At 42.2% G+C, this 16450-nt stretch carries 15 protein-coding genes, 2 tRNA genes, 1 rRNA gene and 1 pseudogene; 5 read left to right on the top strand and 14 right to left on the bottom strand.

The window, feature by feature from the left end; genetic code table 11:
* Positions 1–178: 178 nt before the first annotated feature.
* From VB775_RS18335 to VB775_RS18320, 4 genes and pseudogenes are all read right to left on the bottom strand, one after another.
* A pseudogene (locus tag VB775_RS18335) lies at positions 179–391 on the bottom strand (Uma2 family endonuclease); the annotation flags it as partial.
* Positions 392–470: 79 nt separating this feature from the next.
* Positions 471–971 (bottom strand): DUF29 domain-containing protein, encoded by a 501-nt coding sequence (locus tag VB775_RS18330; RefSeq protein WP_281006254.1) that lies wholly within the window; start codon positions 969–971, stop codon positions 471–473.
* A 300-nt stretch (positions 972–1271) separates the two neighbouring features.
* Positions 1272–1391, bottom strand: a complete 120-nt coding sequence (gene psbM, locus VB775_RS18325; protein ID WP_009625880.1) for a photosystem II reaction center protein PsbM — start codon at positions 1389–1391, stop codon at positions 1272–1274.
* A gap of 136 nt (positions 1392–1527) precedes the next feature.
* The gene (locus VB775_RS18320; protein WP_281006256.1) at positions 1528–2421 is read right to left on the bottom strand and encodes a S1 RNA-binding domain-containing protein; all 894 of its coding nucleotides are present in this window, start codon (positions 2419–2421) and stop codon (positions 1528–1530) included.
* Between the two features lie 440 nt (positions 2422–2861).
* Between VB775_RS18320 and ftsH the strand changes: the two genes are divergently transcribed.
* Entirely contained in the window at positions 2862–4751 is a 1890-nt protein-coding gene (ftsH, locus tag VB775_RS18315) for an ATP-dependent zinc metalloprotease FtsH (RefSeq protein ID WP_281006257.1), read from the top strand.
* Positions 4752–4811: 60 nt separating this feature from the next.
* Here ftsH and VB775_RS18310 read toward each other — a convergent pair whose 3' ends face one another.
* Positions 4812–5588, bottom strand: coding sequence for an MBL fold metallo-hydrolase (locus VB775_RS18310; protein ID WP_281006258.1), 777 nt, complete (start codon positions 5586–5588; stop codon positions 4812–4814).
* 795 nt (positions 5589–6383) lie between these two features.
* On the opposite strand from VB775_RS18310, the gene VB775_RS18305 reads away from it, so the two are divergent.
* The gene (locus VB775_RS18305) at positions 6384–7835 is read left to right on the top strand and encodes an ammonium transporter (protein ID WP_281006259.1); all 1452 of its coding nucleotides are present in this window, start codon (positions 6384–6386) and stop codon (positions 7833–7835) included.
* A gap of 259 nt (positions 7836–8094) precedes the next feature.
* On the top strand, positions 8095–8769 hold the full coding sequence (locus tag VB775_RS18300; RefSeq protein WP_281006260.1) for a GAF domain-containing protein: 675 nt from the start codon (positions 8095–8097) through the stop codon (positions 8767–8769).
* Between the two features lie 583 nt (positions 8770–9352).
* Here the strand turns inward: VB775_RS18300 and VB775_RS18295 are convergent.
* The 5 genes from VB775_RS18295 to ftsE all read right to left on the bottom strand — a co-directional run bounded on the left by VB775_RS18295 (position 9353) and on the right by ftsE (position 12649).
* Entirely contained in the window at positions 9353–9892 is a 540-nt protein-coding gene (locus VB775_RS18295) for a sterol desaturase (protein WP_281006261.1), read from the bottom strand.
* Positions 9893–10132: 240 nt separating this feature from the next.
* Complete coding sequence (locus VB775_RS18290) at positions 10133–10552, bottom strand: hypothetical protein (protein WP_281006262.1); 420 nt, start codon at positions 10550–10552, stop codon at positions 10133–10135.
* 136 nt (positions 10553–10688) lie between these two features.
* A tRNA-Arg gene (locus VB775_RS18285) sits at positions 10689–10762 on the bottom strand.
* A 172-nt stretch (positions 10763–10934) separates the two neighbouring features.
* A complete protein-coding gene (locus VB775_RS18280) occupies positions 10935–11852 on the bottom strand; it encodes a cell division protein FtsX (protein WP_281006263.1) in 918 nt (305 codons plus the stop codon).
* Between the two features lie 50 nt (positions 11853–11902).
* Complete coding sequence (gene ftsE / locus VB775_RS18275) at positions 11903–12649, bottom strand: cell division ATP-binding protein FtsE (protein ID WP_281006264.1); 747 nt, start codon at positions 12647–12649, stop codon at positions 11903–11905.
* A 665-nt stretch (positions 12650–13314) separates the two neighbouring features.
* On the opposite strand from ftsE, the gene VB775_RS18270 reads away from it, so the two are divergent.
* Positions 13315–13887 carry a response regulator gene (locus VB775_RS18270; protein ID WP_281006265.1) on the top strand — a complete coding sequence of 191 codons (573 nt, stop codon included), beginning with the start codon at positions 13315–13317 and terminating at the stop codon, positions 13885–13887.
* A gap of 91 nt (positions 13888–13978) precedes the next feature.
* Here VB775_RS18270 and VB775_RS18265 read toward each other — a convergent pair whose 3' ends face one another.
* Positions 13979–14362 (bottom strand): pentapeptide repeat-containing protein, encoded by a 384-nt coding sequence (locus tag VB775_RS18265; protein WP_094531921.1) that lies wholly within the window; start codon positions 14360–14362, stop codon positions 13979–13981.
* Positions 14363–14459: 97 nt separating this feature from the next.
* On the opposite strand from VB775_RS18265, the gene VB775_RS18260 reads away from it, so the two are divergent.
* Entirely contained in the window at positions 14460–15176 is a 717-nt protein-coding gene (locus VB775_RS18260; protein WP_281006266.1) for a tRNA threonylcarbamoyladenosine dehydratase, read from the top strand.
* Between the two features lie 35 nt (positions 15177–15211).
* On the opposite strand, the gene VB775_RS18255 is transcribed toward VB775_RS18260, so the two are convergent.
* The 3 genes from VB775_RS18255 to rrf form a co-directional block, all read right to left on the bottom strand.
* A tRNA-Gly gene (locus VB775_RS18255) sits at positions 15212–15282 on the bottom strand.
* 113 nt (positions 15283–15395) lie between these two features.
* Positions 15396–16157, bottom strand: a complete 762-nt coding sequence (locus VB775_RS18250; protein WP_407072935.1) for a HEAT repeat domain-containing protein — start codon at positions 16155–16157, stop codon at positions 15396–15398.
* Positions 16158–16333: 176 nt separating this feature from the next.
* Positions 16334–16450: ribosomal RNA gene (rrf, locus tag VB775_RS18245) — 5S ribosomal RNA — on the bottom strand.

Raw genomic sequence — 16450 nt, 5'->3', positions numbered from 1 at the left:
TATAAAGCGATCGCCACAGAAAAATATCACCAAATCACCTGTAGGGGTAGTTTGTTGTGAATGCGTTACGCTGCGCTAACACATGCTACTGCTGGGTCATCGCTTCAGCAAAATCAGTTTGGAGCGATCGCCAGCAAAGCCTCTAAAGCGATCGCTATCCACCTTTACAAACCGCGCTCATATCCGACATAAAAACATCGCAAGCGTTACCCCGCAACAGAGAACGTAAACGACTAGCAATATTTAAAGTAATGATATTGTGCGCCTTACTCCCCCCAGCGCTCGCAAACACCTGACCGCCCAAATACTCATGGCGAACTTCGCTCTTAGATTCTGCTTCTAAATATTCCGCAACTGAGAAAATATGAATCGGCTGAATCGGCGATCGCATAATTTTTGCTGCCAAATTGCCACACCATTATACAACTTTAGATTTTGCCATCGCGCTCCAAACATTTGTGGCAATTCGCCTATTCAGGCAAAAAGTCTTCATCAAGTACTTGCTCAGAAGTAAAAGGGCAAATTTCAGGGAAATGAGCTAGAGGTAATCTTGTTTCGATTTTGGCTTGTTTCCTCGCATCAAGATAACATTCATCAAAAATTTCCTGAAAATAATTCCTTAAACTAGGACTGCTCTTGAAAATCTTCCGAATCCGCCGCCGATGCTCAGCGATACTTTTTTCCCAGCTTCTTGTGCGTTTGTTCGGTTGATATTGCCATTTAAGCAAATGTAGTAAAACCACGACTAAATCACTACTTAAAGCGTGCTTATCACTATTTCCCATCGATTCCACTTCTTCGATTAAATTTCCCACATCTAGTTCTGTTAATCTGCCCTCACGCAATAGCTGGGCTGTCGCCTCAACCCATAGATTAAAGTCACATTCATAGAGCGCAGTAAGTGAATCAAGGGAATTATTAGTGATCGCTGGTTCGTGGATATCCTGTGTCTCTAAGTAAGCCTGTGTCATCAGCTTTTCCTCAAAGTTTTATTCGCCATTAATCTTGAGGGTAACATACAGCGCTTTGCGCTTAAACCCAAACCAAAAAAATTTGAAAGCGTTGCTTTGCAACGCTTTCAAATTTTTTCTTGTGGTTCGTTTGATCGGTAATTGCTGTAAATGAATGAGACAGTCTTCAAATCCGCCCAAATGAAAGCGATCGCCTTGTCGATGTCCTGAACTGAATGAAACCAAAAAAGAGAATGGTGGCGCTTCGCGCCACCATTCTCTTTTTTGGGTAAAAATCACAGCCCTATGGCTGTGATTTTTCTATTTGCTGCTTTGACCTTCTTCGCGGCTAGAGGTTTGGATATACAAAGTTAGCAAGAAGACGGTAGGTACAAATACGGCTAAGACAGTAGCGAGAAGACCAAGAAAATTAGTTTCCATAAATTTGAGTTTGAGTGCTGATTTTTAAAGATTTTGATGACTGCTAATATTCTAAGTTCAAAATTGATTAGTCTTACGAAAAAATTAAAAAAACCAAAAAGAAGGTGACGCTTTGCGTCACCTTCTTTTTGGCAGATTAGGCTTCCCAAAGCTTACTGATATTTTTTTCAAGGCGTTCTTCGGCCTCAGCAAAGACTTGCGCTGAGTTATCCAGCATTTCACCAGCATGAAGCTCAAGAATCTTGGTAGATAAGGCAATGCGATCGCGTGACTCATCAATATCCACAACCACCGCTTTGATCATGTCATTGATTTGAAAGACACGGGTGGGATCACTAACGGGCTTTTGGCTCATTTCCTTGACATGCAACAAGCCTGAAACCCCAGCAAACTCCACAAACGCACCGAAAGGACGAATATTGGTAACTTTGCCACTAATAAGTTGCCCCTTGGCAAGTTGATTCATCGCTGCGAGTTTGGCGGCTTGACGGTTAGATAGCACCAACTTTTTGCGAGTCTCATCGGCATCTAACACCATCACAGGGATAGTTTTGCCAACTAATTTGGCGAGATCTGAGGTATCAGAAAGATGCGATCGCGGGACAAACCCACGTAAACCAACAGAGTCAACGATCACACCACCGCTATTTGTGCCGATCACCTTAGTTTCAAAAACCTTGGACTCTGCTTGGTAATCACGGAGAGTCTGCCAAGCTTGCTTAAATAATAAACGGCGCACCGAAAGCTTTACTTCACCATCAGCATTCTGACTGCTAATAATCAGAAATTCGTATTCATTACCGATGGGGAAAGCATCACTATTGGAGCGCGAAGAACCACTGAGCGTGGCTTCTTCGATGGGGAGGAAACCTAAAGATTTAGCGCCAATATCGACATAAATGCCACTACTTTCGACTGAGACTACCTTGCCCTTCACGGTTTGCCCAACGGCGAATTCGTAGTTATGCTCGGCGAGGGCATTGGCAAAATCATCGGCAGAAAATGGCTGAATATTTGTTGTGGCGTTCATGGATATGAATATGCGTAGCGTTGCTTGCGTGTATTTTAGTGTAATTGTCTCACAGCACTCATAAAGAATGTGAAGTAAGTCTATCTTTTCCTGTTTTTCCTAGTTTTTGATGGCACGGCTAAGCCGCGTCGTCAAAAACTAGGAAAAACAGGAAACATTGAAATCATTTTTTTGAAAGCTTGCCGTTGGCGGGCTTTCAAAAAAATGATTTTTATAGCAAAGTAAGTTTTGCTTAGGACATAAAACCCAAAAGATGAGTGGCGGCGCGAAGTGCCGCCACTCATCTTTTGGGTTTTGATTTTTGTCCGAGCTATCTCTTACATAGCTATACAATGAGAACTGCTGACTTTATGACAGCTTTTTTGCCAATGCACTAGACTAGTAGATAATAAGAGTCAACCGATTACCGCATCGACAGGGTTATGGAGCGACAGGCAGTGATGTCTTCTGGTAAAAAAATCTTTTTGGCAACCTTTTGGCGGCGCGTCAAAACGACGGTCGTAAGTTTAGCAATATTGCAAAGTGTAGCGATCGCAGTGCCAACGGCTGCTCGTGCTGATACAGATAATGCAGCGACGATGGGCTATACCGAGCTACTTTCAAATGTGAAAGAAAATCGTGTTCAAAAAATTGATCTCGAAAGTAACGGTTTAGCGGCGGAAGCAGTTTTAAAAGATGGGCGCAAAGTCAGGGTTGACTTAATTGCCCGTGATGGCAATACCGAGTTGATGAAAGCTCTCAGGGAAAATAATGTCGATATTGCGGTAAAAGCCCCTCAGCAACCAACCTTAATTTGGCAACTAGTCAGTACATTTTTTGTACCGATGCTGTTGATTTTTATATTGTTAATGGTGTTACGTCGCCTTAGCAATGCTCCTGGGGGACCCGGACAAACTCTCAGCTTTGGTAAAACGAAAGCAAGATTCTCGCCCGAAGCAAAGACGGGAATCATGTTTGAAGATGTGGCTGGCATTGATACAGCGAAGGAAGAACTACAGGAAGTTGTTACATTTCTTAAACAGCCCGATCGCTTTACAGCCGTGGGGGCAAAAATCCCTAAGGGCGTATTGCTGATTGGACCTCCCGGCACAGGTAAAACTCTATTAGCTAAGGCGATCGCAGGAGAGGCGGGGGTTCCATTCTTCTCGTTGTCAGGCTCAGAATTTGTGGAAATGTTTGTGGGTGTAGGTGCTTCCCGCGTCCGCGATTTATTCCAAAAGGCAAAAGATAATGCACCTTGTATCATTTTCATCGATGAAATTGATGCGGTCGGTCGGCAACGGGGCGCTGGTATCGGTGGCGGTAACGATGAGCGCGAACAAACCCTCAACCAAATGCTCACGGAAATGGATGGGTTTCAGGGTAATTCAGGCGTGATTGTTGTCGCCGCAACCAATCGCCCAGATGTATTGGATAGCGCTTTGCTACGTCCCGGTCGTTTTGATCGCCAAATCACCGTGGACTATCCCGACTACAAAGGTCGTCAAGAAATCCTCAAAGTCCATGCCCGCAATAAGAAACTAGAGGAAAATGTTTCTCTCGAATCGGTGGCGCGTTTAACCCCCGGATTTGCAGGAGCCGATTTGGCAAACTTGCTCAATGAAGCAGCCATCCTAGCAGCCCGACGCTATAAAGAAGCGATCGGTGAATTAGAAATTGCCGATGCAATTGATCGCATTACCATCGGACTAAGCATGAAGCCGATGCTCGATAGCTCCAAAAAACGTTTGGTCGCCTATCACGAAGTAGGTCATGCCCTAGTAATGACTTTGCTTAAAAATGCATCTTTGCTCGACAAAATTACGATTGTGCCTCGTTCTGGCGGTATCGGCGGCTTTGCCAAGGGCGTTCCCGATGAAGAATATGGCTTAGAGTCGCGATCGCAGATTCTCGATACAATTACGATGATGCTTGGTGGTCGTGCTGCTGAAGAAGTGGTCTTTGGTGATGCCGAAATAACTACGGGCGCATCGGGAGATTTTCAACAAGTCGCAAGGCTAACTCGCTTAATGGTGACTCAATTCGGGATGTCAGATTTAGGATTGGGCGCTTTAGAATCCGAAAGCGGCGAAGTATTTTTGGGGCGTAACTTTATGCCTCAAAGCGATTACTCAGTCAAATTAGGCGATCGCATTGATCGGCAAATCCGTCTTATTGCTCAAACTTGTTACGACACAGCAAAACGTTTGATCGAAGAAAATCGCGATCTGTGCGATCGCCTAGTGGATATTCTGTTAGACGTGGAAACCCTAGACGGTGAAGAATTCCGCAAAATCGTCGCGGAATACACGCAACTTCCAGAAAAGAAAACTGCCTCAGTCAAATTCTAAGAAAAAAGGAGCGCTAAGCGCTCCTTTCTTTTCTTAAGGGAGCGCTAAGCGCTCCCTTTTTTATGTGACGGCTAATTTTTGGAGCTTGACCTCAAAACGTTCCCAAGGCTTAGGCTCAATCACTTGCGTAGAAATATTATTTTCCGTGAATAGCGATCGCAGAGAATCCATCGATCCTTCCGCCTTCAAGATATTTAACAAGACCCCGCTATAGGTCAAATCACCACCTGCGGCGGTTGGCAACATTACTTGAGGCTTGAGCCACTTTGCTACCTGCACAGCACCTTGCTGCCCCTTGATTACCGTACCAACCAGCGGCAATTTCAAATCAATCATGGGCGTAATCACCACATCTACAGGCGCAAATTCTTGAATTGCCGCCGCATGGTAGCCATGAGGTTCGTAATAAATAGAAGTTCCTTCTACAAGATCTCGGAGAATATATCCATTCTCCATAGTGGTTGGCCCAGTGGGTGAACCTAGCACGGCTCTGATTTCCAATAGGTTAGGAATACTAAATATTTCACCATGGGCAAGAGCCGTAACTTGGGCATAGCCAAGTTCGTTGACTAATTTGGCAGCACTTGGCGAACCAACTACAGGAATTTGGCGATCGAGTTGCTTAAGAGTAGGGGGATGGGCGTGATCTGGTAACCCCTGTGACAGCAAAATCAAATCAATATTTTGGGGAATCTCTCTCGGAGTAAGACGCTCAGACTTAAAAAACCATGCAGCATTGCCAAACATCAACGCATCAACCAACCAAGGATCGAGCAAAATGCGTTTACCTGCAATCTCGATCAACCATGAATTACTGTCTAGCCATGTTAAATACATAATTCTTAGAGGTGGTAGCTTTCTAAATAGTATTGTAACGAATTGTTTACAAACAAAATCAGAAGAAGTGCAAAGTATATCTACAGGCTCACCCAAGGATTAGCGGCGCTTCGCGCCGCTAATCCTTGGAATCAAAACCCAAGAATTGGTTGGCGGCGCGGAGCGCCGCCAACCAATTCTTGGGTTTTATACTCCTAATTTTTGATATAAAAAACCCGCAGGAGGCATTCTTGCGGGGAGAAATTATGTAGATACGTCGCTAGTGACCAAAGTATCCTCCTTTTTTCTGGATTAAGTAGTGACTCAACTCACAACAAGAAGGCGATCGTGTAACAACTCTCTTGTGACAGTGATCACAAGTACCTATCCAAACCGCAGACCATATTTTGCCTACATCAGCCCGACTGTACTAATCGACACTTTTACAGATCATCCTTTAAACGTATAAGAAATCAGGGCTAAACTTACGCCAATTTGCAATTTACAGCTTTCCTGTTATTGCTCAAAATAATCTGTGACAACTTACAGCAATTATCAACCAACGGAATCACAAGATATTTTTTAAAGGCGTTGGTTTGCATCACTTTTAAAAAATATCTTGGTTTGGGTTTAAGCGCAAAGCATTGTAAACAAGGGGATAAGCGACGGATTAACACCAAAGCATAAAATCGCTTAGCAATTTTATGCCTTTAAAACCCTTGCTGGGTTTGATTTGCAACTCACAAAAGTGTCGTCATACTCTTGTGAGTTGATATAAATGCTCAACAATCCAAATAGCGGTGTATGGATCTAATCATGGCAAAAGTCACAACAAAAAGAAAGAATTATTTTGCGCGTTTTTTTGCGATCGCAATTGGGGCTGCAATATTTGCTGCATTTACTCCCGCCATTGCCCATGCAGTGGAGACAGGCACACTAGAGTCTTTAACCAAAAGCACAGGCGATCTAAAGCTATCTGTTGATACGAGTTGGGTGCTGATCACGGGGTTTTTAGTGTTTTTTATGCAATGTGGATTTGCGATGCTAGAGGCTGGGCTAGTCAGACAGACGGGGGTAGTAAATACACTTGCTGAGAACTTTATTGATGCGGCTGTTACCCTTTTAGCTTGGTGGACTACTGGTTTTGCGATCGCCTTTGGCACAACTAGTAACGGATTTTTTGGAGTAGATGGCTTCTTTTTAAGTAATGCTTTTACTTTAAATAATGGGGCGATCGAGTATGCCATGGGTTCGGGCGGTTCCACTGCCCCGATCAACACATTGACGCTGTTCTTTTTTCAGTTCGCTTTCTCGGCAACGGCAAGTACGATCACCACGGGAGCGATGGCGGAACGGACAGAATTTAAAGGCGATTTAATCTATGCCTTTATTATGGGTGCTGTGCTGTATCCCATCGTTGTACATTGGGTTTGGAATAATGGCGGATGGTTAAACAAACTCAACTTCCATGATTTTGCAGGCAGTGCCGTTGTCCATACTGTGGGCGGATGGACTTCTCTAGTTGGGGCATACTTACTCGGTCCACGTCCCGATCGCGTATGGGGACAAATTCCTCCAGCCCATAACCTTGGTTATGCCACAATTGGCACAATGATTTTATGGTTTGGTTGGTATGGATTCAATGCAGGTTCAACTCTGACCTTAGAGAATACAGGACTAGTGGGCTTAGTTGTGGTAAATACAACCCTCGCAGCTTCGACTGGTGCAGTAGCCGCCATGCTCTATATTTACTTTCGATTTAAGCAATGGCACTTATTCTGCGGACTAAATGGCTCGTTGGCAGGCTTAGTAGCTGTGACCGCAGGTTGTGCCTATATTATGCCTTGGGCGGCGGCACTGATTGGCTTAGTCGCGGGTGTAATGGTTCTCGTCGTCGTGGACATCATTGAGTGGTTTGAAATTGATGATCCTGTGGGGGCTTTTGCAGTACATGGCTCTTGCGGAATGATGGGAACGATCGCGGTCGGTTTGTTAGGACATCCCGCTCTGACCATCAACAAAAAAGCAGGATTATTCTTGGGTGGCGGCTTTGACTTGCTTGGCGTACAGCTTGGTGGGATCGCGGCGATCGCTCTCTTTACAGTTGCCTTCTCATTTTTGATGTTTGTACCACTGAAAGCAGTTGGTCTACTACGAGTCAGTGAAGAAGCTGACCGCATTGGCATTGATGTTTACGAGCATGGTGCATCGGCTTGGCCAGATGTTTATCCCATCGATGATCTGCAATTTGATGATGATGAAGAATAAAGTAAATGGCAGCGCTTAGCACTGCCATTTACTTTTTTTAGTGTTTTTCTGAGGTGATTTTGCTAGTATTATTCGGATAGCTTGTGCTGCTAAAACTCAAATCTCAAGAATTTGTTTTTAATTTATAAAAGTGTCGTTACACTTTTATAAATTAAAAACAAAACCAGTAAGGATTTTAAAATCTAAAAATGGCAGAGCCATTTTTAGATTTGGTATTATTTGTGCTGAGCGGGACATTATAAAGATATTGGCGACATCCATGACTCCTGATTTAGGCTGGCAACCAGACCCATCTGAAGATATCTCCCCCTCGAATCCTCAGGTATTAATAGAGCAATTGCGTTATTACAAGTGCTTGCTTGACGATCTGTTGACAGTATCTTTATCTTTGTCTAGCATCCATGACCTAAGAACTTTTTTAGAATCAGTATTAGCAACAACTCGCAAAATGACAGCAAGTGATGCAGGTAGTATTTATTTAATTGATCGCTCTGCCCCAGTCCACACAGTCTGCTTTGAAGTTTCTCAAAATGATTCTCAACCCGATCGCTCACTAGTCAACTTTGCCGTGCCACTCAACCAAGATAGTATCGTCGGGTATGTTGCCATGACAGGTGAAACGCTTAATTTATCTGATGTGCGAGATCTCCCTGATGATGCCATATATCGACATCACAAGACCTTTGATCACGATATTGAATATCACACACGTTCAGTTTTAGCTGTTCCCATGTTTGATTCGCAAAAAAGAACAAGCGGCGTTTTTCAGTTAATAAATCGTAAGGTTCAAGATATTTCAATCACATCAGATAATGTCAAAGAAATTACCCTTGCCTATTCAGATTTAGATGAGAAATTATTAAAGGCGATCGTTTCTCAAATATCTCTATACATAGAGCGATCGCAACTTTTAGGGCAAGTATTTCCCACGTAATACCAAGTTATAGCGCTTTGCGATCAAACCCAAACCAATAAAAAATTTGAAAGCGTTGCAAAGCAACGCTTTCAAATTTTTTATTGTGTTTCGTTTGATCGGCAATTGCTGTAGGTTAACGTCAGTTCGACAAAAGCAAAAAATGGAAAGAATCTCTAAGCGATTCTTTCCATTTTTTGCCATTTGCGGCGTGCTTCGCACGCCACAAATGGCAATATCGAACTCACGTTTTAACTAAACGTCAGTTCGACAAAAGTGGAACGCTGAGATTGGGGCTTGGAGACCAAGCCCCTACATTTACACATATGTAGGGGCTTGGTCTCCAAGCCCTCTTTCTAACTTAACGCCAGTTCGACAAAAGCGAAAAATGGTAAGAATCGCTAAACGATTCTTACCATTTTTCGCCATTTGCGTCGTGCTTCGCACGACGCAAATGGCAATATCGAACTCACGTTAACTAAGGTGGATCTTCGCGCCACAACGTCTAATCTTTCAGGAAGGAAGTATCTTTTATAGTGGCAATTTATGAGTTAACTCTACAAAAATCATCAATCAAACTAAGCTGCTTGATACAATATTGAGTCTACACATACATTTGATTTGAGTGCTTAAATTTACGGCGGACAAAACGCAAGAAAGTTAACCACCTTTGAGCAGGAAAATCATAGAATGAGAAAATATCACCATAGGCTGCAAAAGCATTTTGATGGTGCAACCAATGTCTTTCAGGCGTGGTAATGAATAACAAGTCACACCAAGATTTCCAAGGTTCTGGAGTTTTCCATTCAAGGATTGAGACATGTCTCCACACCACATGAAACTCACCCAACAGCAGACCAATAATCGTACCGATCGCTGATAAATGCCATAACCAAGGTGTAAATATAAAGTAAGGAACTGCTCCTAACATGCCATCTAGCAACACGAGAGGATTCTTGGTCAAAACTGCATAATGTAGAAAGCTACGGTTTTTACCATGATGCACGATGGAGTGAAACTTACCAAAAACATGTTCGGGAACATGGTAAAAAAATGTTGAAAAGAAATCACCTAGCAGAAGTAACAGCAATGTAGCTGCGATCGCTTTTGCCAATTCTAAAGTAACTTCTAAAATAACTTCCAAAGTAAACCCTCACAACTTGATTCAAGCCTAAGAGATGAAGTTAAAGTTACGTTTATACCAAGGTTAAGAATCAACTTTAGCTAAGTAAATATACTTGGATCGACCATAAATCGTTAAATTAATCTTTAAATCGACTTAACAAAACTTAAGGTTGAGCTAGATCAATGTAAGTTTTGCTTATGATATAAAACCCAAAAGATGAATGGCGGCGCTTCGCGCCGCCATTCATCTTTTGGGTTGCTATAGAGCATCTAAGCGATCGCTCAAAAAGCGATACCAAGCTGCTGCAATATCAATATCAGTAAATCTAATGCTAGGCATTTCTCCCGTTTTCAGCACTAATTCCAGAGAAATTTTCTTAGCATTCAATGGAAATTCAGCATCTTTTGCATCAAAAAACTTACTGTCAATCCGAAATCTAATACGGGCAATGTCTTGAAAAGTAACTGATTGAATATCTAGCGGATCTTTGCGGGTTGGTCGTCCCCATGTGAGGCGATCGCCTTTTTGTCCCAATACAGCATAGATGTCATATTTATGACGCTCAAATTGCTCAGCCCAACGTTTATAGGACTCAATTTTTTGGTACTCATTCCATCCTGACCACGCCAGCCAAAAGAACACTACCAGCAACGGCAACCACAATAATCCACGTTCCATAGATTAAAAATTTAGTTTGTTTACTAATAAATCTTGCTGTGCTTTACACGGCAAGATTTATTTTTATCATCAGCGTGAAACGCTGTCATTTAAATTTTGCCCTGCGGTGCATAGCAAAATTTACTTTGATTATCAACGAGTATGGAGGGACTCGAACCCCCGACCCTCAGAACCGGAATCTGATGCTCTATCCAACTGAGCTACATACCCATACTTGATGAATCATATCATATTGCATAGTAGAGTCCGCTAGAAGCATTGCCTCAGCAATTGATCCAAAAGATGAGTGGCGGCGCGAAGCGCCGCCACTCATCTTTTGGGTTTTATGTGCTAAGTAAGACTTACTTACATTGATATAAGTAATCAGAAGGACTAACCAACTTCATGAATTGAAAGAAAATCGACGTACAGCTAGCAGACTACCTAATACACCTATCACCGAACCAAAGACTACTAATATTGCAGGTAAAATCAGTTGCGATCGCAAATCCGTGGTCAAACCCAAAGTTAGGGATTTAATTAACTCAGGTTGATTAATGATCGCATCACCTAAAAGATTCAGACTTAGCATCAACATTAAATAAGCCGTCCCAGCGCCCGTAACTCCAAAAAATACGCCTTGCAGCACGAATGGGAAATAAATCCATGCAGCCGTAGCTCCCACCAATTGCATTACCTCAATTTCACGCCGTCGAGCCAACACAATTAGCCGAATCGTCGTCGTAATAACCGCGATCGCAATCACCGTAAAAATTGCCACGATCGCCACACTGCTATTACTCAAAGCGCGACGGAGTTGACCGATGCGCTCCACCACTTCATTGGTATACCAAACCTCATTGACCCCCTTTAAGCCAGAGATCCGCTTGGCAATATCAGGCACGCGATCGCTAGACACAGCCCGCACCTTAAACTCATCCACTAAAGGATTGCCACCAAGTTGTTGTGTTGCCTGATTAAGATCATTTTTACCCAGATCCTTCATCAAATTTTCCCATGCATCTTCTTTAGGAATTAGCTTTGCAGCAGCAACACCATCCACTAGCAGCAAGCGCGGTTGCATCGACTCACCAACCACATTTTCATCCAAATAAACCGAGATTTCTAACTGACTGCCTAGTTGCCCTAATACATTTTCCAGTTGCCAAGAGATCTGTAAGCTTGCGCCAAACAAAAACAACAACACAGCCACCGTACTAATAGCAGCCCAATTCATCCATCCGCCACGCCGCAATCCTAAAAAAGTCTCGCGTAGCAGATAGTCGATTTTAGTAAAGAAGCGAACGACGTTTTGTACCATTTTTGTATTCAATATTTATATTGAGCGCAGGCAAAGCCTGCGCTCAATAATTACACGATGTAACCATTTTGCAAATTCAAGACAGGATGGTTAGCGGCTCTGACCAACTGCTCATCGTGAGTAGTCAAAAGCACCGTCACCCCAAAAGAGTTCAGCTTTTTCAAGATTTTAATTACTTGCCAAGCATTATCAGGATCAAGGTTGCCCGTTGGTTCATCCGCCAGAACTAACGGTGGTGTATTCACGATCGCCCTTGCAATGCTTGTCCGTTGCTGTTCCCCACCAGACAACTCTTCAGGAAAACAATCAGCCTTATGCATTAGCCCCACCATTTTGAGCGCAGGTTGCACACGTCGTTGGATTTCCTTGTAGGTATACCCCTGAGCCATCAGGACAAAAGCAACATTTTCAGAGACAGTGCGGCGCGGTACAAGCTTGTAATCCTGAAAGACTATGCCAATCTTGCGGCGTAACATAGCAAGATTGTTACCTTTTAAATTATTTAGGTTAAACCCATTCACAATTACATCGCCATCTGTAGCCTGTTCAGCGCCATACAACAATTTCAGTAAGGTTGATTTTCCCGATCCCGAATGCCCTGTAATAAATTTAAAGTCACCTTTATAGAGTTCCAAACTAACGTCGCGTAAGCCGACAGCACCATTTGTGTAAGTTTTGCGAACATTTTCTAATTTAACAATTACTGACTTTTGCCCATTTGGTACATTATCATCAGAAGTCTTCTTGGGGCTTGGATTAATTAAGGTTGGGTTAGGTTTAGTTGGCAGTTTTAGCATGGGGCGATCGCTTAAATATTCTAAAAAATCTATGCATAGTTAAACCATGCCCGATCTTTGTACTTGAGATTATACAGACCAAGTCAAGGGATCAACATCAGCTATTGTTGGCAAACCCAAATTAAAGGACACACATCAAAATAAAGCCCAGATTTTTTATGGTGCAGCAAAGCTGCACCATAAAAAATCTGGGCTTTACAGCAATTACCAATAAAACGAACATAAGAAAACTTTCAAAAGTGTTGCAAAGCAACACTTTTGAAAGTTTTCTTGGTTTGGGTTTGAGTGCAAAGCATTGTACTAAAGATTTGATGAAAGCTCACCAATGTTGGACTTTCGTCAAATCTGATTTTTTTTATTAAAAATTACCATCCCATTATGAGGAGATATTCTCTAATTTTTGGGTAGCTGTATGCTAAATTATTGCGGGTTTAAGAGCTAAATCTAACAAAAAACTAGTAAGCTTTTATTTACTTGCTAAGCTTCTATTTAATACAAGCCAAAATAGATCGCTAATTACAATGTCTAATTAAACTAAAATATGCTTGCTATCATTGTCGTTTAGAATTTCAACTATTCTGTCAGTGACAGTGATGTAATCTTCCAAAAAACTAGCTAATCAAGCTAAATCTCTATTCACCAAAATAACTGAGGGGTTATCAGCAGTGGCAGCTCACAAAATACTAGTAATTGATGATAGTCGCGTAATCCGTAACATGGTGCGTGACATGCTCCCGCCAGCAAACTTTGAGGTGCTAGAGGCCGCCGACGGCATCAAAGGGCTGGAGATGATCCAGAAAGAAAAGCCTTGGATGATCATGCTAGATTTTTTACTGCCTCGGATGAGTGGATTTGAGGTTTATGAAACTTTGCAGCAAAGTGCCGAGCTTAGCCGTATCCCCCTAGTTTTGATGTCTGGACGAAAGGAAGAGGTAACCAGTAAGATTGCAGAGCCATTTGAAGATAAATATCTAGTATTTATTGAAAAACCTTTTGAGCAGAAAGAGTTGATCACAGCGATCAAACGAGCAATGGTCTTAGTACAAAAGCGTCCTCCTATCTCTCTCTTAGATCGAGGCACACCTAATGATGAACTTTTGCAAGAACGAAATGATGACCCTCTCATTAAACGCATCGAAGAATTAGAAACTAAGCAAAAGCTGTTAGAACAACAGATAGCATCTCAGCAGAAGCAATTCCAACAACTCGTTGACTTTATCAAGAAAAAACTCAAGTAAAAAATGCCTTGTTAACAATTGACAACAACAGAGGGATACTTTGACATCCCCTGATGTTGTTAGTTTTTTGATCACTTAGAGTGTGCGGATTTTATTGATTAACCGAACCATCAGGCATGATAGTTCCACTCAATTTTGTATGATCTAATTTAGCTAAGCTAAGATCAGCTTTCAGAAGGTTTGCACCTCTTAAGTTAGCATAGCTTAAATCAGCTCTGGTTAAAATTGCACCCCGAAAATCTACTTTTTCGAGATTAGCACGACTAAGATCTGCCCATCCAAGATCAGCCCCACGCAAATCCGAACCACTAAAGTTAATGTGAGTCAAGATTGATTCACTGAGGTCAATACCATGCAATGATACGCCTTGCATATCTGTGTCCTGTAAATGTGATTGCTCAAAGTTGCGATCGCCTTTAGCATAACGATCAAGTAATTCAGCCTTGGTTAGGGCCGCATGAGAAGGAAAAGTCATAGTTAAAGACTCAAAAGGTATTCTATTTCTCATATTAAGAGTAGATGCAGCGCCAAGTATCGACTCTATTAGATAAAGTTACACATTTATTTTTGTCATGACAGATTGGTTACAACGTACAGAATTACTAATTGGTGCAGACGGATTAAATAAGCTCAAACGTGCCAATGTTTTAGTCGTTGGCATGGGCGGGGTGGGGAGTTTTGCCGCAGAGTTCTTGTGCCGTGCTGGAATTGGACAGATGACTATTGTCGATGGCGATCGCGTTGATCCTTCCAATAAAAACCGTCAGATCGTAGCGCTTAATAGCACTATCGATATTCATAAGGCGGATGTGATGGCAGCAAGAATGCATGACATCAATCCAGACATGCAATTAACGGTTATTAAAGAATTTCTGACTCCAGACTTAATGATGGAGCTAGTAACAACTAAATTTGACTGGGTGCTAGATTGCATTGATAGTCTGCAACCCAAACTTTATTTCCTTGGTGCCGCCGCCACCAATGGCGTAAAAGTGGCTAGCAGCATGGGTGCTGGTGGTCGAGTCGATCCCCAGAAGGTAAGAATTGCACCAATTTTTGAAACTGATTGCTGTAGATTTGCTTACAAAATTCGCAAAGGTTTACGTCGCAAGGGTTTTGCCGATGCCAACATTATCGCAGTTTACTCTGAAGAGTTAGTAAATCGGGAGTCACTACAATTAACCGATGGCAGTAATTTTAAGCGATCGTATTACGGAACGATTTCCTATTTACCTGCTCTGTTTGGCTTAAATCTAGCCAGTATTGTAATTCGCGATCTGATCAAATAAAAAAAGCTTCACTATGTGAAGCTTTTTTTATTTTAAGCGAATGGCGGGAATCGAACCCGCAACATCTGCTTGGAAGGCAGAGGTTTTACCACTAAACTACATTCGCGAGAACATATTTAATATATGCAGTTACTAACTATAGCAGCGATCGCGCTATTGTCAAAGCTTTTTCCCACAAATTTAGCAAGATAACTATAATGCTCCCAATAAATTTGCAATTTAAAATTCGCAATAACCTTGATCCATTTCAATCCGATCTAGCACCTTTAAGCCACGCGGTTCACCCAGTTTACGCAATGCATTTCTAGCATCAGTCTGTACACTGAGGTCATCATCATCTAATGCATAAATCAATGCATCAACCGCATCATGATAAATTTCATTTTGAGTATCAAAGTCGCGACGCATTTGCACAATTAGTTTACCCAGTGACCATGCACAATTCCCACGCACAGCAGACATGGAATCTTTTGTTAATGCTTCCGTTAAAGGCTCAATTGCTTGTAAATCGCCTAATTGTCCAAGCGCACTAGCTGCCCATAGACGTACTGCCGTAATATCATACTTCAGAGCAGAAATAAGCGACATTAACCCTAGCGTAGCGCGACAAGTTCCCAAAGCCCAAACAATGCCTTTGCGAACGTATCCATTCCAATCTTGTTTGAGTTGATCAATTAAAGGCTTAATTGCTTCATCGCTCTTATTCCGTCCGAGAGCATAGGCAGCGCTGACTCTTACTAGAGGACATTCGTCTTGTAGCAATTCGATAAGACGCGGTATTGCCCTTTGATCTTCTAATTCACAAAAAGCTCTTGCAGCTTGCATCCTTTCTAGAACGGTTACTGAGTTAAGTAGTACTAACATCTCATCAGGATCTGGAAGAGGTATTTCATCTTCAGGTGGCAAATCCAATGGACTTAATGGATTTGATTCAATATCTAAGATAGTTAGGTCGTCATTAAGTGTCATGGCGATCGTCATAGCAAAAAATAGAGCAAAGTTGAATGCTCCAAGGTGTAGTTGTTATCTTACAGTGCTTTGTACTGTAGTAAACCCTGTATAAAAGTTTGAGCTTGGAAAGCAATAGAGTAAGAGTAAAACTAAAACTAAAAGAAAGACAGGTAAAATTAATTACCTGTCTTTCTTTTTAAGATTAAGCTTGGCATCGAGCTATTTTCCCGTAGGGCTACCCCTAAAGTATCTTCACCGTGACAGCGTTTCACAACTGAGTTCGGGATGGGTCAGAGTGGTTCCACCGCACCATAGACACCAAG

It is taken from the genome of Pseudanabaena sp. CCNP1317 (assembly GCF_034931345.1).
In the GTDB taxonomy this organism is placed as follows: Bacteria; Cyanobacteriota; Cyanobacteriia; order Pseudanabaenales; family Pseudanabaenaceae; genus Pseudanabaena; species Pseudanabaena galeata.
This window is presented reverse-complemented; position numbering and strand designations above follow the sequence as displayed.